The following is a 21,168-nucleotide window of genomic DNA, read 5'->3' as shown; positions in this document are numbered from 1 at the left end:
CCTTACCAGTTGCGGAACCGGGCAGGCGGTGCGTACAGCCCGCCCGACCAGTGCACGAGATCCTTGATCGAGCGCGCGGCGAGCCAGCGACGGTCCGCGTCGAGCGGATCGATACCGAGATCCTCCGGCCGGCGGATCACGCCGCGCTCGCGCAGCCGCTCGACCATCCTGCGGTCGCGGCCGCGGCCGATTTCCGTGTAGCCGGCCACGCCGCGAATCGCTTGCTCGCGTTCGTCGCGGTCGCGGCACATCAGCAGGTTCGCGATGCCTTCCTCGGTGACGATGTGCGTGACGTCGTCGCCGTAGACCATGATCGGCGCCAGATCGAGCTGCAGCTTGTCCGCGAGCTTCAGCGCGTCGAGCTTCTCGACGAACATCGGCACGTTCTTGTCGCCGAAGGTCTCGCCGATCTGCACGACGAGCTTGCGCCCGCGCCGCAGCGCGGCCGGCGTATCGGGATCGGCTTCGGCGCCGGCCTTCAGCCACGGTTCGCTCGGATGGCGCCGGCCGCGCGCGTCGCTGCCCATGTTCGGCGCGCCGCCGAAGCCGGCGATCCGCTCGGCCGTGACCGTCGACGAATGGCCGGACAGATCGATCTGCAACGTCGAGCCGATGAACATGTCGCACGCATAGAGGCCGGCCGTCTGGCAGAACGCGCGGTTCGAGCGCAGCGAACCGTCCGGGCCCGTGAACCAGACGTCGGAACGCGCGCGGATGTATTCATCCATCCCGACCTCGGAACCGAAGCAGTGGATCTGCTCGACCCAGCCCGATTCGATCGCCGGAATCAGCGTCGGGTGCGGGTTGAGCGCCCAGTGCGTGCAGACCTTGCCCTTCAGCCCGAGCTTCGCGCCGTAGGTCGGCAGCAGCAGCTCGATCGCCGCGGTGTTGAAGCCGATGCCGTGGTTCAGGCGCTTGATGCCGTACGGCTCGTAGATGCCCTTGATCGCCAGCATCGCGGTCAGGATCTGCGTCTCGGTGATCGCGGCCGGATCGCGCGTGAACAGCGGCTCCACGTAGAACGGGCGGCCGGCCTCGACGACGAAATGCACGCGATCGCCGGGGATGTCGACGCGCGGCACCTTGTCGACGATGCGGTCCACCTGCGCGATCACGATGCCGTCCTTGAACGCGGTCGCTTCGACGACGGTCGGCGTGTCCTCGGTGTTCGGGCCCGTGTACAGGTTGCCGTCCGCGTCCGCGCTGACCGCGGCGATCAACGCGACGTGCGGCGTGAGATCGATGAAGTAGCGGGCGAACAGCTCGAGATACGTGTGCACGGCACCGAGCGCGATCTTGCCGCCGAACAGCAGCTTGGCGATGCGCTGCGACTGCGGGCCCGAATATGCGAAGTCGAGCCGCTTCGCGATGCCGCGCTCGAACACGTCGAGATGCTCGGGCAGCACGACGCCCGACTGCACCATGTGCAGGTCGTGCACCTTCGCGCTGTCGACGTCGGCGAGCGCCGTCGCGAGCAGGTCGGCCTGCTTCTGGTTGTCGCCTTCGAGGCACACGCGATCGCCGGGCCGCAGCACCGCTTCGAGCAGCGCGACCGCGTCGCGCGCATCGACGCGCTTGCCGCGCGCGAACGCCGCGCCGGCCGCAATGCGCGCATCGCGCGCCTGCCGCGCGTGATTCCATCCCGTCATGAACAGTTCTCCTGCTTCGATGGTTCTGCGGCATTCTAAGCCTCGCGACGCCGCCGATTGATGATGTTGGGCAATGCGACTCAGAGGGCGCCGCGATGGATGCGCGCCGGCGCGTCGCACACGCGAGCGGCCCGCATCCGCGCCACTCACGCGCCGACCAGCGCGCGCGTCGTGAAGAACAGCAGCGACGGCCCGAGCAGGCAGCCGACGCCCGTATGGAACGTCGCGACGAGCGCGCCGTACGGCACGAGCCGCCGGTCCGTCGCCGCGAGCCCGGCGCTGACGCCGCTGACGGTGCCGGCCAGGCCGCCGAAGATCATCGCGGAGCGCGGCGTCTTCAGGCCCATGAAGTTGGCCGCGACCGGCGTGCCGACCATCACGATGATCGCCTTGACGAGCCCGGTCGCGATGCTGAGCGCAATCACGTCGGAACTCGCGCCGATCGCCGCGCCCGTGACGGGCCCGACGATGTACGTGACGGCGCCCGCGCCGATCGTCGTCATGCTGACCGCATCGGTATAGCCGAACGCGCGCGCGACGCACGCGCCGACGATGAACGGCAGCACGGTGCCGAGCAGCAGCGACACGACGCCGACGAGCCCCGCCTTGCGCGCCTCGGTCGGCTGCACTTCGAACGCGGTCGCGACGATCGCGAAATCGCGCAGCATCGCGCCGCCCATCAGGCCGATGCCGGCGAACAGCGGCACGTCGGCCAGCCCCTTCTCGCCGCCGGTCAGCGCGCCGCCGACATAGGCGAGCGCGAGGCCGATCACGATCGCGATCGCGGAGCCGTGCACACGGCCGAACGTGAGCTTGCGCGACGCGATCGACGACAGCCACATGATCAGGCCGACGAGCGCGAACGACGCGACGAGCCCGTTGTGGGCCACTACCTTTTCGAGCATCTGCAGCATCGCGGCCTCCCTCACTGTTCGTCGAGTTGCGGCACACCGGCGAACGCGGTGTCGTCGCGTCCGGTGCGGGCGAGTACCGCGATGCAGCATGCGCAGATCGCGACGGCGCCGACCGCCGCGAGCAGCGCGACGGGGCCGCCCTTCAGCGCGGCGACGACGTTCTGGTTCGCCGCCATCGCGACGACGACCGGGATGTACATCGCGCCCCAGAAACCGACGCCCGCCTCGGTTTCCTTCGGCAGCCAGCCGCGCCGGTGCAGCCAGAGCCGCAGGCAGATCAGCAGCAGCATCGCGATGCCGACGCCGCCGACGTTGGTTTTCACGCCGATCGCGGCGCCCAGCAGATCGCCGAGAAACAGCCCGGCCAGATGGCAGAACGCCAGCAGCGCGGTTCCGTAGATGATCATGAGTCGTCTCCAAGTCTCTTCGTGACGGCGCCGGAACGCTCGCGGGAACCGATCGCCGCACGCCGATCCGTGCGGAAGCCGTCTCCTGCGGCGGTGCGCCGCGGCCCGGTGCGCCGTCGTGCGGACGCGTTCTCGGGCGGTCGATGGGATGATGCGGTTTCGGGCCGGACGCCGGATGCCGTAGACTGACCGAAGCAGCCGGCGGCGCGACGCGGGTTGCGCGTCCGGGCGTCCGCCATGCGGGCCGACCGGCGCGTGAATCGATACTAGCGCCGCAAAATCCGGCCATTTATGAAGTTGTCGAAACCGATTCAGTGGATTTAGCAATGCGTCCATTACCGCCCGAGCTGCTGCGCAGCTTCGTCGCCGTCGCGCAGTCCGGCAGCTTTACCGCCGCGTCCGAGCGCGTGAGCCTGTCGCAGTCGACCGTGAGCCAGCACATCCGCCGACTCGAGGAGCTGCTCGACCGGCCGCTGTTCGAGCGCGACACGCGCAACGTGCGCCTGTCGCAGCACGGCGATGCGCTGCTGCGCTACGCGGTGCGGATTCTCGAGCTGATGGACGAGGCCGTTACGTCGGTGTGCGGGCCGCCGCTGTCGGGCAAGGTGCGGCTCGCCATGTCGGAGGATTTCGCGTCCGCGCATCTGACGGCCGCGCTCGCGAGTTTCGTGCAGCGCAACCCGGACGTCGAGCTCGCGATCGCGACGGGGCTGTCCGGCGACCTGTTCGACGCGCTCGACGAAGGCCGGCACGATCTCGTGTTCGCGAAGCGGATCGCGGGCAGCCGGCGCGGCCGCGTGATCCGCAGCGAACCGCTGTACTGGTGCACGGGCCCCGATTCGCGGATCACGGGCCACGAGACCGTGCTGCCGCTCGCGCTGCATCCGGAGCCGAGCGTGTCGCGCCGCCGCGTGCTCGAATCGCTCGAAGCGGTCGGGCGGCCGTACCGGATCGCGGTCGTCAGCAGCAGCATCGCGGTGTTGCGCGCGGCCGCGAGCGCGGGGCTCGGCGTCAGCGCGTTCGCCGGCTACGTGATTCCCGCCGGGCTCGCTCGGCTCGATGCCGGGCTGCCGGAACTCGGCGAGCTCGAATACGTGATCGACCGGCCGGCGGCTGCGTCGCGCTCGACGCTCGCGCTGGAAGCGACGCTGATCGCGGCCGCCGCGCAGTTGTAGCGGGCGGTGTCGCATGGCCGCCGTCGCACGGCGGCCGTCGTGCGATCGGCAAGGACGCGGCACGCGCGCCGCTTCGCCGTTACGGCAGGAAACTGCGGCGCCGCGCGTCGATCAGCTCGACGAGCAGCCGGTCGCGCTCGGCGGCCAGCGCCTGCATCGAGCGGTCGCCCTGGATCGCGCGCAACGCGTCGATCAGCTTGCGATCGACCTCCGGATCGAACGACGGCGTGCCGAGGTCGTTCCACCAGCTCGTCATCGGGCCCGACAGATGCTCGAGAAAATGCGCGATCCCGCCCGCGCCGCCGCCGAGGTGATAGGTCAGGCACTGCCCCATCAGCGCCCAGCGCAGCCCGGGTCCCCACGCGACGGCCTTGTCCGCATCGGCGACGCTCACCACGCCTTCGCCGACGAGGTGATACACCTCGCGAAACAGCGCCGCCGCGAGCCGGTTCGCGACGTGCCCGGCCATCTCCTTGTTCAGCACGATCGTGACCTTGCCGAGCGCATCGTAGAACGCCTTCGCGCGTTCGATCACGGCCGCGTCGGTCGCCTCGCCGCCGACCAGCTCGACGAGCGGAATCAGATGCGGCGGATTGAACGGATGCGCGATCAGGCAGCGTTCCGGATGCTGCTCGCACGCGGTCTGGATATCCGACATCTTGAGTCCCGACGAGCTCGACGCGATCGGCACGTGCGCGGGCAGCACGTCGTCCATCTGGCGGTACAGCGCGCGCTTGAGGTCGAGCCGCTCGGGGCCGTTTTCCTGCACGAAATCGACGCCGTCGAGCGCGCGCACGAGATCGGCGTCGAACGCGAGCCGTGCGCACGCCGCGTCGGCGTCGTCGCCGAGAAACGCGGCCAGCGATTCGCGCAGCCGCGCGTCGGCCTGCGGCGCGGGATCGGTCGCGACGACGTCGAAGCCCTTCGCCAGATAGAAAGCCGTCCAGCTCGCGCCGATCACGCCGGTGCCGACGATCGCGATGCGTTGAATGTCCATGTGCGTCCCGTCTCCATGATCCGTTGATGGCGAGGCGATTGTCGCATCGAAACGGGCGCGCGCGCCGCCCTTGAAATGCGCCGCGCGGCCACTAATTACGCGTTACGCCGCAGCCGCGCCCCGCGCGCTGCCCGTTTCGACCCGGCGGAAGCAGCCGGTCGCGGCCGATGCCGCACCGCTGCGTCTCCCGCGTATGGAGCAATCGAGTTCCGGAGGACCATCATGAGCGGTATCCATTTCGGCAACGACCTGTTCGACGAATTCGCGCGCATGCAGCGGCAGATGGCGAGCCTGTTCGGCGAGCTTCCGTCCGCGATCCGCGCGGTGCGGCCGAACGTCTTTCCCGCGCTGAACATCGGCGCGACCGACGATGCGATCGAGATCGTCGCGTTCGCGCCCGGCATGGCAGCCGGCGATTTCGACGTGTCGATCGACAAGGAGCTGCTGACGATCAGCGGCGAGCGCAAGCCCGCGCCGCGCGGCGAAGGCGACGACGTGCGCACCTACGCGCAGGAGCGCTTTCACGGCACGTTCCGGCGCGTCGTCGAGCTGCCGCAGAACGCCGATCCCGACAACGTCACCGCGCGCTACGAAAACGGCTGCCTGCTGATCCGCGTCGGTCGCCGCGAAGCCTCGAAGCCGCGTGCGATCACTGTTCAGTAATCCGGAGGACCCTGCGATGAACACGAATCAGACCCTCACCGAACGCGATCCGGACACCACGCCGACGGCGGCCGCCGAAGCGGCCGGACGCCGGCCGGCCGTCGTACCGGCCGTCGACATCGCCGAAGACAGCCAGCGTGTGACGCTCTGGGCCGACCTGCCCGGCGTGCCGCGCGAGAACCTCGACGTGAAGGTGCACGACAACACGCTGACGATCGAGGCCGAAGCACGCATCGATACGCCGGCCGAACTGCGCGTGCGGCACGTCGAAGTGCGCGCGCCGCGCTTTGCGCGCAGTTTCGTGCTGAGCCCCGATCTCGACACGTCGAAGATCGACGCGAGCCTGCGCGACGGCGTACTGACGCTGACGATCCCGCGCCGCGAAGAAGCGCGGCCGCGCCGGATCGACGTGATCGCCGGCGACGCGTAAGCGATCGCGCGCCGCGTCGCGGCGCACAAGATGAAAGCCCCGCCGGCGTTCGCCTTCGGCGGGGCTTTTTGTCGACCGCGAGATTCGCGTACGCAACCGTCAGTCGAAATCGAACAAATCGAACACCGACTTGCGGCGGCGCCGATCGTCATGCCTGCGCCGATCGTCGTACGCGCGGCCGTCGTCGCGGCGATCATCGCGTGCTTCGTACCGCGGCGGCGGCGCGTCGCCCCTGTCGCGCGCAATCAGCTTGTCGAGCTCGCCGCGATCGAGCCACACGCCGCGGCAATCGGGACAGTAATCGATCTCGATCGACTGGCGCTCGGCCATCAGCAGATCGGGGGTTTTGCAGACCGGACATTTCATCGTCGTGCCCTCCTTGCGGCAACGGTGAACGACCCGCCGCGCGACGCGTGCCGCCGTGGCGGCACACTGCGCTCAGCGGCCTTCGACATGTGCTTCGACACGTGCCGCGCGCTTCGCCTTCGCGCGGCGCGCGAGCATGTTCATCCCTTCGACGAAGGCGGAAAAAGCCATCGCCGCGTAGATGTAACCCTTCGGCACGTGCGAGCCGAACCCTTCGGCGATCAGCGTCATCCCGATCACGACGAGGAACGACAGCGCGAGCATCACGATGGTCGGGTTGCGGTCGATGAAGCGCGCGAGCGGCTGCGCGGCGAACAGCATCACGGTCACCGCGGCAATCACGGCGATAAACATGATCGGCACGTGTTCGGTCATGCCGATGGCGGTCACGATGCTGTCGATCGAGAACACGATGTCGAGCATCAGGATCTGCCCGACCGCGGCCCACATCGTCAGGCCGGCCGCCCCACCCGACGCGTGCGCCTCGCCGCCGTCGTGCGACACGTGGTGGTGGATCTCGGTCGTCGCCTTCCATACGAGGAACAGGCCGCCCGACAGCAGAATCATGTCGCGCCACGAAAACGCGTGATCGAAGAGCGTGAATACCGGCTCGGTCAGCCGCGCGATCCACGCGACGGTGCCGAGCAGTGCGAGCCGCATCACGAGCGCGAGGCCGATCCCGAGCCGCTGCGTGCGTGCGCGCTGCGCCTCCGGCAGCTTGTTGCTGAGAATCGAAATGAAGATCAGGTTGTCGATGCCGAGCACGATCTCCATCACGACGAGCGTCAGAAGCGCTGCCCAGACGGCAGGATCGGCGGCAAGCGTCAGCAGGGTGTCCATGAAAACGGGCCCATGAAAGTGGAAAGTGCCGATCATACTGCGCGACACACTTCGTAAAAATCAGCGAGAATCTGATTTTTGGTTCGGTTTTTACGAAGTTTCGACCGATGCTGAATTTCCGCCATCTCTACTACTTCTGGGTCGTCGTGAAGGAAGGCGGCTTCGCGCGCGCGGCCGAACGGCTCGACATGGCCGTGCAGACCATCAGCGCGCAGGTGCGCGAGCTCGAGAAATCGCTCGGCCATGCGTTGCTGCGCCCGGCCGGGCGCGGCGTCGCGATGACCGACGCCGGGCAGGCCGCCTACGCACGCGCGGAAGCGATCTTCGAGATGGGCCGGCTGATTCCGGACGAAGTGCGCGCGGCGGCGAGCCAGCCGACCGTGCGACTCGCGGTGGGCCTCGCGGACGGTATCTCGAAGCTCGCCGCGCACGCGGTGCTGGCGCCGGTGCTCGACACGCCGACGCTGCGGCTGCTATGCCACGACGGCGAGCACGACGCACTGCTCGCCGAACTCGCGCTGCACCATCTGGATCTCGTGCTCGCCGGCCAGGGTGCGCCGTCCGGATCGAACCTGCGCGTGACGAGCGAGCGGCTCGTCGCGTCGCCGGTCGACTGGTATGGCCCCGCGGCGCTCGTCACGCCCGCGGCGCGCCAGCGCTTTCCGCACACGCTCGCCGAGCTGCCGGTGCTGCTGCCCACCGCGCATTCGGCGCTGCGCGCACGGCTCGACCGCTGGTTCGAGGCGGAGCGGATCGTGCCGCGCGTGGTGGGCGAATTCGAGGACAGCGCACTGATGGCCGTGTTCGCGGCGCGCGGGCTCGGCGTGTTTCCGCTCAGCGAACTGGGCGCGAACGATGCGACGCTGCTGCGCGGGCTGCGGCGGCTCGGGCGCGCCGGCGACGTGACCGAGGAGATTCACGCGATCCGCTCGCGGCGCGGCGAGCATCATCCGCTGACGGCGCGCCTGCTCGCCTCCGCGCGTCCGGCGCCGGACCGCTGAAACGAGCGCGACGTCAAACGAAACTATAATGACGCCCCGGCCATACGCGATTGCCGCGCCTGCGACCCGGCCCCGCCGTTGCGCGACGGCCTTCGCGCGCCGCGCCGGCCCCCTGCGCGCGGCATCTCGCCGAGCCTTTTGAAAGACGCCATGCACAACCGATTCCGCCTGTTTCCCGTTTCGTGCGCGCTCGCGGCCGCGGCCGTGCTCGCGGCGTGCTCGTCGCCGCCCAAACCGATCTACCAGCAGGAACAATTCGACGCGACGACCAGCCCGTATGCGCACACGTTCCATGCGAATTCCGACGCCACCTGCGAAGCCGCGCGGCGCGCACTGCTGAGCCAGGGCTATGTCGTGTCGTCGTCGCGTAACGACGCGGTCGACGGCAGCAAGAATTTCCAGCCGAGCAACGACATGCACGTCGTGATCGAGTTTCACGTCGTCTGCGCCGACGCGAATGCGGACGGCTCGTCGAGCATCGCGTACGTGAACGCGGTACAGGACCGCTACACGCTGAAGAAGTCGAATACGTCGGCCAGCGTCGGGCTCAGCGTGTTCGGCTCGCTGTCGCTGCCGATCGGCTCGAGCGACGACGCGCTCGTGAAGACCGCGAGCGAGACGATTCCGGCCGGCGTGTTCTACGAGCGCTTCTTCAATCTCGTCGAGCATTTCCTGAAGGTCGATCCCGCGCGCCGCGACCGTGCGGCCGTGAAGGCGGCCGAAAAGGAAGCCGTCACGCCGCTGCCCGAACCGGCGCCGACGCCGCAGGGCGAGCCGATGAAGATGACGACGCCGATCGTGCCGACGCCGCCTGCCGCGCCGGTGCCGCTGTCGACGCCGACCGCCGCGCCTGCGGCCGGGGCAGCGGCCGTGTCGACCGCGCCGGCCGTGATCGCGCCGGCGGCGACGGGTGCGGCCGCGTCGTCGGCAGCGCCCGTGTCGGCGCCCGGCCACGCAGCGCCCGCGGCAACGCCGGGCGCGGCTTCGGCGCCTGCTTCGGTCTCGCCGTCCGGTGCGGCGCCTGCGCCGGCATCGGCTCCGGCCGGCGCTTCTCCGGCAGCGCCCGCTTCTTCGAAGGCTGCGCCGGCGCCCGCCGCGTCGACGCCGGCCGTTTCGACGCCGTCATCGGCAGCACCTGCTGCGGCGCCCGCCGCACGGAATGACGCGTCGCAGACACCGACCGTCAACGCACCGGCCGCCGACAGCCCCGCCGTCGCATCGGCGCCGTCGGGCGCCAGCGCGCCTGGCGCGCCTGGCGCGCACTGAGCGGCCCGGCCGAAAGCCGCCGCCTCGCCGGCCCGCACGGCGGGCGGACATTGCCGCCAGGCCATTCGTCCGATGGAAGGCCGTGCGTGGCGGTCTGCCCGCGCCCGGCCGTAACGCCGGCGCGCGGCTCATCCAAATTCCAATCCCCATCCCAATTCGATTGCGCCCGGACCGGCTCGCCGTTGGGACGCTTCGTCGGCGCGCGCCCGTGTGCGGCCATGGACCCGGCGTGAGCTCGTACGGCCGCGCGATGCTGCTGCCCCGCGCCGCTGGCACGCCGCGCCGCCCGCGCGCTGGCCGCACGCGCTATTCGGATGACGAATTGGCACCAAAAACGGCCGTTTAACGACATTTCAAATCGTTACGTCGCGAAATATACTGCGCGCGCATCCACCCTCGTGCCAAAGAGAGGATGCCTTTCCTCCCTGGTCACGGTCCCCCTGTGGCCGGGGTTTTTTTTGTCCGCGCCGGCGCGCCGACGCCCGTCCCGCGCCCGCGCGGCAGCGGCGGTGCGCCGCCATTCTTGATATCGATTCAAGAGAGTTTCGTCCCGATACGGCTTTTTCCGCAAAAGTCGGACGAGCACAATGCAGGCTGTCCGCAACGGCGCCGTTCCGTTGCCCATTGCTTACAGGAGTACATCGCTTGACCGCCACGACTTCCCCTGCTTCCCGCCCCGGCGGCAGCGCCGCGCTGCCGCTGCTGGCGCTCGCCGCCGGCGCGTTCGGCATCGGCACGACCGAGTTCTCGCCGATGGGCTTGCTGCCCGTGATCGCCGACGGCGTGCACGTGTCGATTCCGCAGGCCGGCATGCTGATCAGCGCATACGCGATCGGCGTGATGGCCGGCGCGCCGCTGATGACGCTGCTGCTCGCGCGCCGCCCGCGCCGTTCGGCACTGATCGCGCTGATGACGATCTTCACGATCGGCAACCTGCTGTCTGCCGTCGCACCGAACTACACGACGCTGCTGCTCGCGCGCCTCGTCACGAGCCTGAACCACGGCGCGTTCTTCGGGCTCGGCTCGGTGGTCGCCGCGAGCCTCGTGCCGCGCGACAAGCAGGCCAGCGCGGTCGCGACGATGTTCATGGGTCTGACGATCGCGAACGTCGGCGGCGTGCCGGCCGCGACGTGGCTCGGCCACATCATCGGCTGGCGGATGTCGTTCGCGGCGACGGCCGCGCTCGGCCTGATCGCGATTGCGGGCCTGTTCGCCGCGCTGCCGAAAGGCGAAGCCGGCAAGATGCCCGATCTGCGGGCCGAGCTGGCCGTGTTGACGCGTCCCGTCGTGCTCGGCGCGCTCGCGACCACGGTGCTCGGCGCCGGCGCGATGTTTACGCTGTACACGTACGTCGCACCGACGCTCGAGCATCTGAGCGGCGCGACACCCGGCTTCGTGACCGCGATGCTCGTGCTGATCGGCGTCGGCTTCTCGATCGGCAACGTCGCGGGCGGCCGCCTCGCGGACCGCTCGCTCGACGGCAGCCTGATCGGTTTCCTGCTGCTGTTGATCGTGTCGATGGCCGCGTTCCCGCTGCTCGCCGCGACGCATGCAGGCGCCGCCGCGACGCTGCTCGTGTGGGGCATCGCGACGTTCGCGGTCGTGCCGCCGCTGCAGATGCGCGTGATGCGCGCCGCCGCCGAGGCGCCCGGCCTCGCATCGGCCGTCAACATCGGCGCGTTCAATCTCGGCAATGCGCTCGGCGCTGCCGCCGGCGGCGCCGCGATTTCGGCCGGGTTTGGCTATGCGGCGGTGCCGCTCGTCGGCGGGCTGATTGCCGCGGCCGGTCTCGCGCTCGTCGTGCTGCAGCGGATGCAGCGCCGCCGCGCGCCGGCCGCCGCGGGGTCTTGACGCCGGCACCGTCGAGCGTCGCGGCCGAGCCGTACGCATCGGCGTCGCGGCGCGCGCAGTGCCGAATTCAATCAGGCGCACCAGCGCACACGGGCCGGTCATCCGGCCCATGTCGCGTCGTCATCGGCCCGGCGCCTGCTTCGCGCACCGGCCGCCGGCACGCTCAGCGCGCCGCGCCGAAGCCGCCGAAGAACGCGCGCGCGTTCGCGTCGAGGCTGTCGAGGTGATAGCCGCCTTCCTGCACGATCACGGTCGGCAGACCGAGCGCGCCGATCGCGCTGCCGAGCCGGCCGAAGCCGTCGGTCGTCACCGCGACCTGCGACTGCGGATCGTCCTTGTAGATGTCGAAGCCGAGCGCGAGCACGAGCGCGTCGGGCTCGAAGCGCGCGAGCGCGCGCAACGCGTCGTCGAGGCGCTCGAAGAACACCGCCTCCGGCGAACCGTGCGGCATCGGCAGGTTCAGGTTGTAGCCCGCGCCGGCGCCGGCGCCCGTTTCGTCTTCGTAGCCGGCGACGACCGGATAGAAGTCGGTCGGATCGCCGTGAATCGACACGTACAGCACGTCGTCGCGACCGTAGAAGATTTCCTGCACGCCCTGCCCGTGATGCATGTCGGTGTCGAGGATCGCGACGCGCCGATGGCGGCCGAGCAGCGCCTGCGCGGCGATCGCCGCGTTGTTCAGATAGCAGAAGCCGCCCGCCGCATCGCGGCGCGCGTGATGGCCGGGCGGCCGGCACAGCGCATACGCGTCGCGCGCGCCGTCGTTCACGTCGGCCGCAGCCGCGAGCGCGCTCTGCGCGGACCAGTAGGCGGCACGCCACGTGTTCGCACCGATCGGGCAGCTGCCGTCCGCGAGATAGCGCGCGGCTTTCGCGAGCACGCCGCGCAGCGGATTCGGATCGCGCACGAAGATGTTCGACATCACTTCGTCGCCCCAGTCGTCGGGCATCTTCTTCCAGTCGCGGTGCGCGTCCTCGAGAAAGCGCAGGTAGTTCATGTCGTGCACGGCCGCGATCGGCGCCGTGCCGCGGTCGGCCGGCTCGCGCACGTCGAAGTCGAGTGCACGCACAGCGGCGACCAGGCGCGCCGCGCGCTCCGGCACTTCCTGCGGCGCCCGCATCTGCCCGCGCGACAGATACGTGCGCGGATGGTGCAGCAATTGCTCGGGATGGAAATACGTCTTCATCGATCGTCCTCGTCGGAATGCATCGTCATACGCGCGGCGCGGCTGTTGCCGTGTCCACACGCGCCGCGACGCCCGCCCGCGTGAGCACCGCGTGAAGCAGCACGTTCGTGCCGCGCGTCACGTCGTCCGGCAGCGCATCTTCGGCTTCGTTGTGCGACAGGCCGTCGACGCACGGAATGAACACCATCGCAGTCGGCACGCTGCGCGCGAGCACGATCGCATCGTGTCCGGCGCCACTGACGATTCGCTCGCTGCGATAGCCGAACGCGTCCGCGGCCTGCGCGACGAGTTCGACGCACGCGCGATCGAACGGCGTCGCCGGGCTGCGCCAGCAAGTCCCGATCGCCACCTGCACGCCGCGCGCGGCCGCCACGCGTGCCGCTGCATCGCGCAGCGCGCGCTCCATCGCATCGACTTCGGCATCGTCGTGATGACGCAGATCGACGGTAAAGGTCAGCTCGCCCGCAATCGTGTTGCGCGAGGCGTTGCGAACGGCGATCTGGCCGATCGTCGCGAGGCCGCGCGGCGCATAGCCGGCGACGATCCGCTCCAGATCGAGCGCGATCTGCGCGGCCGCGAAATAGGCGTCGCGACGGTACGGCATCGGCGTCGTGCCCGCATGCGCGGCTACACCCGTGACCGTCACGTCGAGCCAGCGAATCGCCTGCCCGCCGGTCACGATCCCGATCGTCGTGCCGTTCGCCTCGAGCACGGGCCCCTGCTCGATATGCGCTTCGAAATAGGCGTCGACCGCGCCGCCCGTGCGCCGCGTGCCGCGATAGCCGCAGGCGTCGAGCGCATCGCCGAGCGACACGCCGTCGGCATCGCGCGTCGCGAGCGCGTCGGCAAGCGGCAGCGCGCCGGTGAACACGGCCGAGCCGAGCATCGCCGGCGCGAAGCGTGCACCCTCCTCGTTCGTCCACGACACGATCTCGAGCGGCTTGTTCGTCGCGATGCGCGCATCGTTCAGCGTGCGCACGAGTTCGAGCGCGGCCAGCACGCCGTACACGCCGTCGAAGCGCCCGCCTTCGGGCTGCGTGTCGAGATGGCTGCCGATCAGCACCGGCGCCGCGTGCGCGTCTGCGCCGTCGCGCCGCGCGAACAGGTTGCCGACTTCGTCGACGCTGACCGTCATGCCCGCGTCGCGGCACCACTGCGCGAACAGGTCACGCCCGCGCCGGTCGTCTTCGGTGAGCGCAAGCCGGCGCACGCCGCCGCGAGGTGTCGCGCCGATGCGCGCCATGTCCGTCAGGCTGCGCCACAGGCGGTCGCCGTCGATTTTCAACAGGTCTTTCATATGCACTCCGGATAAAACCGTGAATCGGTGCTCAGTGCGTGCCGAGCGCTTCGGCGCCGGCCGGCTGCGCCGCGCGGCGCGCATCGAGCGCGACGATGCAGAGCAGCGAGATGCCGGACAGGCACGTGTAGAACACCGCGAGCGGCCACCACTGGCCCGCGAAGCGGTGCGCGAGCCACGTGCCGACGAGCGGCGTCAGGCCGCCCGCGAGCGCGCCGCAGATCTGGTACGCGAGCGAGATCGCCGAATAGCGCACGTGCGCGGGAAACACGCCGCTGACGAAGCCCGCGATCACCGAATAGAAGCCCGACATGCAGACGACCGCGATCGCGATGCCCGTCACGAGCGACACCGACGTGCCGCCCTGCACGAGCATGAACATCGGATACGGCGACAGCATCGCGAGCGCGGCCGCGAGCTTCAGGAAGCGCGCGCCGCCGATACGCTCGGCAATCCACGCGGAAATCGGCTGGCCGACGAACTGGATGATCGCGACCGCGAACAGGCTGTCGAGAATCAGCGACCGCGACACGCCGACGTACTGCGTGGTGTACGCGATCATGAACGTGTTCGTGAAATAGACGCCCGCGATCCCGATCGTGTTCGCGCCGATGCAGAGCAGCACGAGCCCCCATGCGGACCGGAACACTTCGGCCACCGGCAGCTTCACCGTGCGGTTCGCTTCCTTCACGCGCGCGAACTCGGGCGATTCGTTCACGCCGAGCCGGATCAGGATGCCGACGATCAGCAGCACCGCGCTTGCGAGAAACGGCAGGCGCCAGCCCCATGCGAGGAAATCGGCCTTGTCCATCGACGTGACCGCGCGAAACGCGAGCAGCGACAGGATCAGGCCGGCCGGGCTGCCGAGCTGCGCGAACGACGCGAAGAACGTGCGGCGGCCCTGCGGCGCGTGTTCGCCCGCCATCAGCACCGCGCCGCCCCACTCGCCGCCGACCGCGATGCCCTGCACGATGCGCAGCACGACGAGCAGCACCGGCGCGAGCATGCCGACCGTCGCGTAGTCGGGCAGCAACCCGACGCAGACGGTCGCGACGCCCATCATCATCAGCGTCGTCATCAGCGCCTTCTTGCGGCCGATGCGATCGCCCAGATGGCCGAATACGATGCCGCCGAGCGGGCGTGCGAAAAAGCCGACCGCGAACGTCGCGAACGACGCCATCGTGCTGACGAAGCGGTCGTGCGACGGGAAGTACAGCTCGCCGAACACGAGTGCAGCGGCGGTCGCGTAGATGTAGAAGTCGTACCACTCGATCATCGTGCCGATGAACGCGGCCGTCGCGGCGCGGCCCGGCTGACGGGCGGAAGGAAGAGACTGGGTCATGCGGGGCTCCTGTCGCGCGCCGGGCCGCTCGGCAACGGCACGCAATATGGTGATGGCGACCGTCTGTCGCGGCCTCGGGCCGCACGCTGCGGCACGCCTCCTTTATCGGCCGCCGCAATTCATTAGTCAAATTTCAAGTTATTATTCGGCGTATAAATTCAGCTAATACACGGCACACCTGCCGTCCGGAGACCCGATGCGCGCCGATCTCGCTCCCTTCCTCAACGACCGTCTCGACTGGAACCTGTTGCGTACCTATCTGGTGATCATGCAGGAGCGCAGCGTGAGTCGCGCGGCCGCGCGGCTGCACGTGACGCAGCCCGCGGTGAGCCAGGCGTTGCGCCGGCTCGAGGACACGCTCGAGCGGCGGCTGATCGAGCGGCGCGGCGCGCACTTCGCGCCGACGCCGGCCGGCGAAGCCGTCTACCGGATCGCGAGCGACATCTACGGCGGCATCTCGCGCCTCGAAACGGAGCTCGACGACAGCACGGCCGACCTCACCGGCTCGATCCGGCTGTTGACCGTGAGCCGCATCGAGTCGCCCGTCTACGACGAATTCCTCGCGGATTTCCATCGCGCGTATCCGCGCGTCGATCTGCAGATCGAAGTGATGCGCTCGTCGGACATCCTGTCGTCGCTGCTGCAGAAGACCGCGACGGCCGGGCTCGGCCTGTGCCGCACGCCGCACGACAAGCTCGAGATGCGCTGCTTCCTGCGCCAGCGCTATGCGATCTACTGCGGTCGCCATCATCGTCTGTTCGGGCAGACGCAGTTGCGGATGGAAGACCTGCTCGCCGAGAACTTCGTGTCGTTTACGAGCGACCAGATCGGCGACAGCCTGTCGCCCCTCACGGTATTTCGCGATCAGAAGGGCTTCACCGGACGCATCGTCGCGTCGTCGCCGAGCCTCGAGGAAGTGCGGCGGCTGATCTTCGCCGGCTACGGCATCGGCTGCCTGCCCGAGCATATCGTGCGCGACGACATCGCCCAGCAGCGGCTGTGGCGGCTGCCGCCCGACGAAGGGCTCGTCGACGTCGACGTGTTCCTGCTGTGGCATCGCGACCGCAAGATGAATGCGGCCGAGCTGGCGTTTCTCGAGGCGATGGAGCGCTGCATGCAGCGCTATTCGCTCGCGCAGCGGCTCGGGAAATAGCGCCGCGGGCGCGACGCGCGCGCTATAGGCGCCCAAGCCGGACGCATGCCGGCCCGATGCGCGCCGTCAGGGCTGCGCTTCGCCGCGCTCGAGCGGCAAGATCAGGCGTTCGGGAATGCTGCGACGCGACCCGCGCGCGCCGACGTAATACAGCACGGCCGGCACGACGAGGCCGAGAATCCACGAGATGTCGGTGCCGCCGAGCGCGTCGACGAGCGGGCCCGTATAGACGTGCGTCGACATGAAGGGCAGCTGCACGAGAATGCCGATCACGTAGATCGCGATCGCCATCGCGTTCCAGCGGCCGTAGCGGCCGTCCGGGTCGGAGAGCGCCGGCACGTCGTAGCGCGAACGCGTGAAGCAGTAGTAGTCGACGAGATTGATCGCGCTCCACGGCGTGAAGAACGCGAGCAGGAACAGGATGAAGGCCGTGAATTCCTTCAGGAACGAATGGCGACCGGCCAGCGCGATCAGCGTCGAGACGCAGATCATCCCGAAGATGTACAGCAGCCGGCTGCGCGACGACACCGCGCCCTTGCCGCGAAAGCCGCTGACGATCGTCGCCATCGACATGAAGCTGCCGTACGCGTTGAGCGCCGTCACCGTGACCTTGCCGAACGCGATGCTGAAATACAGCAGCGCGGCCACGGCGCCCGTCGAACCGAGGCCGACGATGTACGCGACTTCGTGGTGCGCGAAGCCGCTGCCGGCCAGCGCCGCCGCGAACACGCCGAACACCATGGCCGCCTGCGCGCCGATCACGGAGCCGAGGCCCACCGCGAAGAACGTGCCGAGCGACGACGTCGAGCGCGGCAGATAGCGCGAGTAGTCGGCGACGTACGGGCCGAACGCGATCTGCCACGATGCCGACAGCGACATCGACAGCAGGAAGCTCGCGAGCGTGAAATGCCGGTTCGCGAGCAGCGCGCCGATGTCGTGGTTCGCGAACAGCTGAGCGAACATGTAGACGAACGCGACGATGCCGATCACGCTCGCGATCCGGCCGACGAAGTGGATCGCGCGATAGCCGCACACCGTCAGCACGACGATCACCGCCGCGAACAGCAGGATGCCGGCCGCGTCGTCGACGTGCAGCAACTGCGCGACCGCCTGCCCCGCCAGCACGGACCCGCTCGCGGAAAAGCCGATGTACATCAGGCACACGAGCACGATCGGGATCATCGCGCCGTACACGCCGAACTGGACGCGGCTCGAGATCATTTGCGGCAGCCCGAGTTGCGGACCTTGCGCGCCGTGCAGCGCCATCACGGCGCCGCCGATCAGCTGCCCGAGCAGCAGCGCGATCAGCGACCAGAACACGTCGCCGCCGAGCACGACCGCGAGCGCGCCCGTGACGATCGCGGTGATCTGCATGTTCGCCGACAGCCACAACGTGAACTGGCTCAGCAAACCGCCGTGACGTTCGGCGTCGGGAATGAAATCGATCGAGCGGACTTCGATCAAGCCGCCGGCGTTTCCGGTGGGATGCGTTGACACGGGCAAATCTCCAGATGACTCGGGACGACAAATGGTTCGAACGGGACGCTGAACGTGTCGAGCCGTCGGTGCGGCGCTTCGACGCGGCGCCGTGGCTCGCCGAGCGACGCCATGCATGCGCGATGGGCGCGACGAGCACGGCGCCGCGCATGCGGCACGACGCGGGCAGGCATTGCCAGCGCATGATCTTGTATATACAACTTGTCCGATATCCGGAAATACCCGTCTTTCGCCGCTTTTTTAGGCGTGTAGATGGGTCGGCACGCGAGTCGCAGCGTGATGCAAGGTGACGTATGGAAACCGAAAGGAGGCGGCGGCATCGTCATCGACAGGCGACGATCGGCGGCGCCCTTCATCGTTCGTCCACCGTTCGTTCGCCGCTCAGATCAGCCGGTCCGACGCGACGACATGCACGCCCGGCCGCGCGTCGAGCGCGGCATCGAGCAGCGCGCGTGCAATGCGCGGCGCGGGATTCACGCGCCACTTCGGCGGCAGCAGCGCGCCCGCGATCCTCAGTGCGAACTGCAACGCGCGCTCCCCGAGCCGGAACTCGTCGCGGCTACCGCCGATCAGCCCGGGACGCACGTACGTCAGCGACGCGAAACCGACGTCCGCGAGCGAGCGCTCTACTTCGCCCTTCACGCGACTGTAGAAAACGCGCGACGCCGGATCCGCGCCGAGCGCGGAATTCAGTACGTAGGTCGGCGTGCCGTGCCGATGCGCGAGGCGGGCCACCGCGAGCGGATAGTCGTGATCGACGCGCCGGAATGCCGCTTGCGATCCGGCGATGCGCATCGTCGTGCCCAGCGTGCAGATCACGGCGTCGGCACGCCGCCAATCCGCGTCGGCCGGCAGCTGCTCGAAGTCGACCGTCACCGCCTGCAGCTTCGGATGCGGTGACAACGGACGGCGCGCGATGACGACGATGCGCGCGACGCGCGGATCGGCGAGCGCCGCATCGAGGACGTGGCGTCCGACCAGACCGGTCGCGCCGACAAGCAGCAGTTTCATGTTCGATCGCTCCGTTGGATAACGTTGCGCTGATCGCTGATGTCCAGCGCTGCAGTGTACGGCCGTGCCGCGCCGCCACAAACCCGCGCTACGAACCGCCGCCCTTTGCCGCGACATGCTCGGCGCCACGCCCGTCCAGCGCTTGTACGCCTGCGAGAACGATGACATGTCGCTGAACCCCAGTTCCTGCGCAATCTCCTTGATCGACAGCCGCCCCTCGGCAACGAGCGCCTGCGCGCGCGCCTTGCGGACCGCATTCGAAATGTCGCGAAAGCACGCGCCCTCTTCCTGCAGCCGGCGCTTGAGCGTGCGCTCGCTCGTGTTGAGCAGCGCCCACTATCCGCTGGAACAGCCGGGGTTGTCACAGATGGTTAATGCGATCGATGCGTTCTATCGGGAGGTGACGGCAAGCACGGATGGTGCGCGGACGCTGCCGTAAGGGCGGTGTGGGCGGACAAACGAAAACCCCGCGAGGGACGCCTGTGACGTCATAGCCCGATTCACAGCGGAACTGAAACTAGGATTTCAGCCCGCGCCATTCGAGCATCGGAAGCATCAGCCCGTTTGGCGGCAATCTCACCCAGACGAGCATATGCAACACCGGGCTTGCGATGTCTCCGTGTCGGAGCAGTACCTGAGGTCATCGTCTTCAGAACTGAGCGGTCACCTGAAAACCGAGCGTCACACGTGCCGTCGGAAAACCTGACGGCTTGTAAACCGGCGTACCGGCGAAGAGATCGTACGCATAGGTTCCGAGTCGCGTGCCCACGCTGCCCTTTAGGCCGATCACTGCTCCAGCCAACTGCGTACCGACGAGGGCAACAGGTTGCGGGCCCCAAACTCGACCATAGTCGAGTCCCGCATAAAGTGCCTGCCCCGTCTGGCCGATCGGTGCCTGCAATTCGTTGCGCCAATAGAATCCGCGCGCCGCGGCGAGCATCGTTTCACCGTCGAAACCGCGCACGGTGTAGCGGCTACCGATGGTCAGGTCGTCGATGTAATAGAGTGTGTTGCCCGTGTACTGGCCGTGGAGCGTGCCGACATAGCGAAACGTCTGCTTGCCGATCGCGAACGGCACCGACAGGTTCGCATCCAGCACGGCCATCTTGAAGCGATAGGTCGGCCCACCACCCGCTGCCAACGTGTCTTCCTGAGCACCCAATCCACCGACACCTTGACGATATGCAAGCGAGCCATCGAACTGAGCGCCACCGAAGTAGTGGCGATCGGTCAGCCCAAGCTCGATCGTCGTGTTATTGCGGCGCTGCTGCGAAATCTCGGTGTCTTCGATGAAGCTTTGTCCGAAACGACGCGACAGGCGAACGTACGTACCGAGCACGCCATTCTGACTACGGGCGAGCACTCGGGCCAGCTTGAAATCGAGCGTCTTCGAATTGCCGCTCGCCACGAATGTTTGGTTCACGCCGGCGATTTGCTGGTAGTAGGTATTCGTGTACGCGGACAGCGTCGCGGTCCAGTAGCCCCACGGAATCGAGTAGAAGCCGTTCCAGCCGTGCGAGCCCAGGCGCTTGTCGCCAAATTCGAGATCCTGGCTGACGCCAATATTGAAGACCTCGTTCAGGCCCAGCGGGTTATCGATCCCGAGCGACAAATTGCCCTGCAGCTTCCCGGTCGCACGCGTTCCGGAGTTATCGATCGACGCGACGATGGTCCACGGCTTGCCGCGCTTTACGTCGAGCACGATGTCGCTTTCGCCGGGCACCTCAGCCGGCACGATCTGCATCGACACATCCTGGCTCGACACGCGTTTCATCTGCTCGAGGCCCTGTTCGAGGTCGCGCAGATTCAGCAGTTCGCCGTCGCCAGTCGGAAAGGCGGTTTTCCAGGTGCCGCGGAGCTTTTCGTCGGCGAAGCGCACATGGCGGATCACGCCGGGAATCAGTGAAAACTTGAGGGCACCAGTCGACAGGTCCTGTTCGGGCAGCAGCACACGTGTCGTCACGTAGCCGCGCGCCAGGATGGCTTGCGATAGACCCTTGACCAGCACATCGATACCTTGCTTGCCGACGCACTGGCCAGCATAGTGCTCCAACCATTCGCGGGCGAAAGAAAATCGATCCATCGGGAGGGTGGACGCGCCCCCCAAAAAGCGAATCTTTCCC

The 21,168-nt window shown here is 68.4% G+C and carries 19 protein-coding genes and 2 pseudogenes; 7 read left to right on the top strand and 14 right to left on the bottom strand.

The features are described from left to right. Nucleotides 1-2 precede the first annotated feature (2 nt). The 3 genes from mdcA to madL all read right to left on the bottom strand — a co-directional run bounded on the left by mdcA (nucleotide 3) and on the right by madL (nucleotide 2,970). On the bottom strand, nucleotides 3-1,649 hold the full coding sequence (gene mdcA, locus NP80_RS19140; RefSeq protein ID WP_006401077.1) for a malonate decarboxylase subunit alpha: 1,647 nt from the start codon (nucleotides 1,647-1,649) through the stop codon (nucleotides 3-5). A gap of 146 nt (nucleotides 1,650-1,795) precedes the next feature. Next, complete coding sequence (madM, locus tag NP80_RS19135; RefSeq protein ID WP_006407445.1) at nucleotides 1,796-2,563, bottom strand: malonate transporter subunit MadM; 768 nt, start codon at nucleotides 2,561-2,563, stop codon at nucleotides 1,796-1,798. 11 nt (nucleotides 2,564-2,574) lie between these two features. Beyond that, entirely contained in the window at nucleotides 2,575-2,970 is a 396-nt protein-coding gene (gene madL, locus NP80_RS19130; protein ID WP_006401079.1) for a malonate transporter subunit MadL, read from the bottom strand. 326 nt (nucleotides 2,971-3,296) lie between these two features. On the opposite strand from madL, the gene NP80_RS19125 reads away from it, so the two are divergent. Continuing rightward, nucleotides 3,297-4,145, top strand: a complete 849-nt coding sequence (locus NP80_RS19125) for a LysR substrate-binding domain-containing protein (protein WP_006401080.1) — start codon at nucleotides 3,297-3,299, stop codon at nucleotides 4,143-4,145. Nucleotides 4,146-4,224: 79 nt separating this feature from the next. On the opposite strand, the gene NP80_RS19120 is transcribed toward NP80_RS19125, so the two are convergent. Then, the gene (locus NP80_RS19120) at nucleotides 4,225-5,142 is read right to left on the bottom strand and encodes a 3-hydroxyacyl-CoA dehydrogenase NAD-binding domain-containing protein (RefSeq protein ID WP_006401081.1); all 918 of its coding nucleotides are present in this window, start codon (nucleotides 5,140-5,142) and stop codon (nucleotides 4,225-4,227) included. A gap of 222 nt (nucleotides 5,143-5,364) precedes the next feature. On the opposite strand from NP80_RS19120, the gene NP80_RS19115 reads away from it, so the two are divergent. Both NP80_RS19115 and NP80_RS19110 read left to right on the top strand, forming a co-directional pair. After that, nucleotides 5,365-5,805, top strand: coding sequence for an Hsp20/alpha crystallin family protein (locus tag NP80_RS19115; protein ID WP_006401082.1), 441 nt, complete (start codon nucleotides 5,365-5,367; stop codon nucleotides 5,803-5,805). A gap of 16 nt (nucleotides 5,806-5,821) precedes the next feature. Next, nucleotides 5,822-6,235 carry an Hsp20/alpha crystallin family protein gene (locus tag NP80_RS19110; protein ID WP_006401083.1) on the top strand — a complete coding sequence of 138 codons (414 nt, stop codon included), beginning with the start codon at nucleotides 5,822-5,824 and terminating at the stop codon, nucleotides 6,233-6,235. A gap of 99 nt (nucleotides 6,236-6,334) precedes the next feature. Here the strand turns inward: NP80_RS19110 and NP80_RS19105 are convergent, their stop codons facing one another. Beyond that, nucleotides 6,335-6,601 (bottom strand): TFIIB-type zinc ribbon-containing protein, encoded by a 267-nt coding sequence (locus tag NP80_RS19105; RefSeq protein WP_006401084.1) that lies wholly within the window; start codon nucleotides 6,599-6,601, stop codon nucleotides 6,335-6,337. Nucleotides 6,602-6,673: 72 nt separating this feature from the next. Then, nucleotides 6,674-7,441: a TerC family protein gene (locus tag NP80_RS19100; RefSeq protein WP_006407446.1), complete on the bottom strand. Its 768-nt coding sequence runs from the start codon at nucleotides 7,439-7,441 to the stop codon at nucleotides 6,674-6,676. Nucleotides 7,442-7,548: 107 nt separating this feature from the next. On the opposite strand from NP80_RS19100, the gene NP80_RS19095 reads away from it, so the two are divergent. From NP80_RS19095 to NP80_RS19085, 3 genes are all read left to right on the top strand, one after another. After that, on the top strand, nucleotides 7,549-8,442 hold the full coding sequence (locus tag NP80_RS19095; protein WP_006401086.1) for a LysR family transcriptional regulator: 894 nt from the start codon (nucleotides 7,549-7,551) through the stop codon (nucleotides 8,440-8,442). A gap of 150 nt (nucleotides 8,443-8,592) precedes the next feature. Beyond that, nucleotides 8,593-9,708 carry a DUF2242 domain-containing protein gene (locus NP80_RS19090; RefSeq protein ID WP_045594053.1) on the top strand — a complete coding sequence of 372 codons (1,116 nt, stop codon included), beginning with the start codon at nucleotides 8,593-8,595 and terminating at the stop codon, nucleotides 9,706-9,708. 645 nt (nucleotides 9,709-10,353) lie between these two features. Continuing rightward, complete coding sequence (locus tag NP80_RS19085; RefSeq protein WP_006411741.1) at nucleotides 10,354-11,559, top strand: MFS transporter; 1,206 nt, start codon at nucleotides 10,354-10,356, stop codon at nucleotides 11,557-11,559. Nucleotides 11,560-11,722: 163 nt separating this feature from the next. Here NP80_RS19085 and NP80_RS19080 read toward each other — a convergent pair whose 3' ends face one another. The 3 genes from NP80_RS19080 to NP80_RS19070 are packed head-to-tail and all read right to left on the bottom strand — an operon-like array spanning nucleotide 11,723 to nucleotide 15,384. After that, nucleotides 11,723-12,745 carry a histone deacetylase family protein gene (locus NP80_RS19080; protein WP_006411747.1) on the bottom strand — a complete coding sequence of 341 codons (1,023 nt, stop codon included), beginning with the start codon at nucleotides 12,743-12,745 and terminating at the stop codon, nucleotides 11,723-11,725. A gap of 25 nt (nucleotides 12,746-12,770) precedes the next feature. Further along, a complete protein-coding gene (locus tag NP80_RS19075; RefSeq protein WP_006411740.1) occupies nucleotides 12,771-14,042 on the bottom strand; it encodes a Zn-dependent hydrolase in 1,272 nt (423 codons plus the stop codon). 31 nt (nucleotides 14,043-14,073) lie between these two features. Next, a complete protein-coding gene (locus NP80_RS19070) occupies nucleotides 14,074-15,384 on the bottom strand; it encodes an MFS transporter (RefSeq protein ID WP_006407452.1) in 1,311 nt (436 codons plus the stop codon). Nucleotides 15,385-15,580: 196 nt separating this feature from the next. Here NP80_RS19070 and NP80_RS19065 point away from each other — a divergent pair, with 196 nt between their 5' ends. Next, nucleotides 15,581-16,537 carry a LysR family transcriptional regulator gene (locus tag NP80_RS19065; RefSeq protein ID WP_006401094.1) on the top strand — a complete coding sequence of 319 codons (957 nt, stop codon included), beginning with the start codon at nucleotides 15,581-15,583 and terminating at the stop codon, nucleotides 16,535-16,537. 66 nt (nucleotides 16,538-16,603) lie between these two features. On the opposite strand, the gene NP80_RS19060 is transcribed toward NP80_RS19065, so the two are convergent. From NP80_RS19060 to NP80_RS19045, 5 genes and pseudogenes are all read right to left on the bottom strand, one after another. Next, a complete protein-coding gene (locus tag NP80_RS19060; RefSeq protein ID WP_035948158.1) occupies nucleotides 16,604-18,034 on the bottom strand; it encodes a purine-cytosine permease family protein in 1,431 nt (476 codons plus the stop codon). Beyond that, nucleotides 17,998-18,390 (bottom strand): hypothetical protein, encoded by a 393-nt coding sequence (locus tag NP80_RS31795; protein ID WP_006411739.1) that lies wholly within the window; start codon nucleotides 18,388-18,390, stop codon nucleotides 17,998-18,000. The genes NP80_RS19060 and NP80_RS31795 overlap by 37 nt, the downstream gene beginning before the upstream one ends. A gap of 25 nt (nucleotides 18,391-18,415) precedes the next feature. Further along, complete coding sequence (locus tag NP80_RS19055) at nucleotides 18,416-19,045, bottom strand: NAD(P)H-binding protein (RefSeq protein WP_006411748.1); 630 nt, start codon at nucleotides 19,043-19,045, stop codon at nucleotides 18,416-18,418. A 159-nt stretch (nucleotides 19,046-19,204) separates the two neighbouring features. After that, nucleotides 19,205-19,339, bottom strand: a pseudogene (locus NP80_RS31790) (helix-turn-helix transcriptional regulator); the annotation flags it as partial. 355 nt (nucleotides 19,340-19,694) lie between these two features. Further along, nucleotides 19,695-21,146: pseudogene (locus tag NP80_RS19045) on the bottom strand (ShlB/FhaC/HecB family hemolysin secretion/activation protein); the annotation flags it as partial. Nucleotides 21,147-21,168: the final 22 nt, after the last annotated feature.

The sequence above is a fragment of the Burkholderia multivorans ATCC BAA-247 genome (assembly GCF_000959525.1).
GTDB classification, from domain to species: Bacteria; Pseudomonadota; Gammaproteobacteria; order Burkholderiales; family Burkholderiaceae; genus Burkholderia; species Burkholderia multivorans.
Note: the sequence above shows the minus strand (reverse complement) of the source record. Positions and strands in the feature narration are given on the sequence as shown.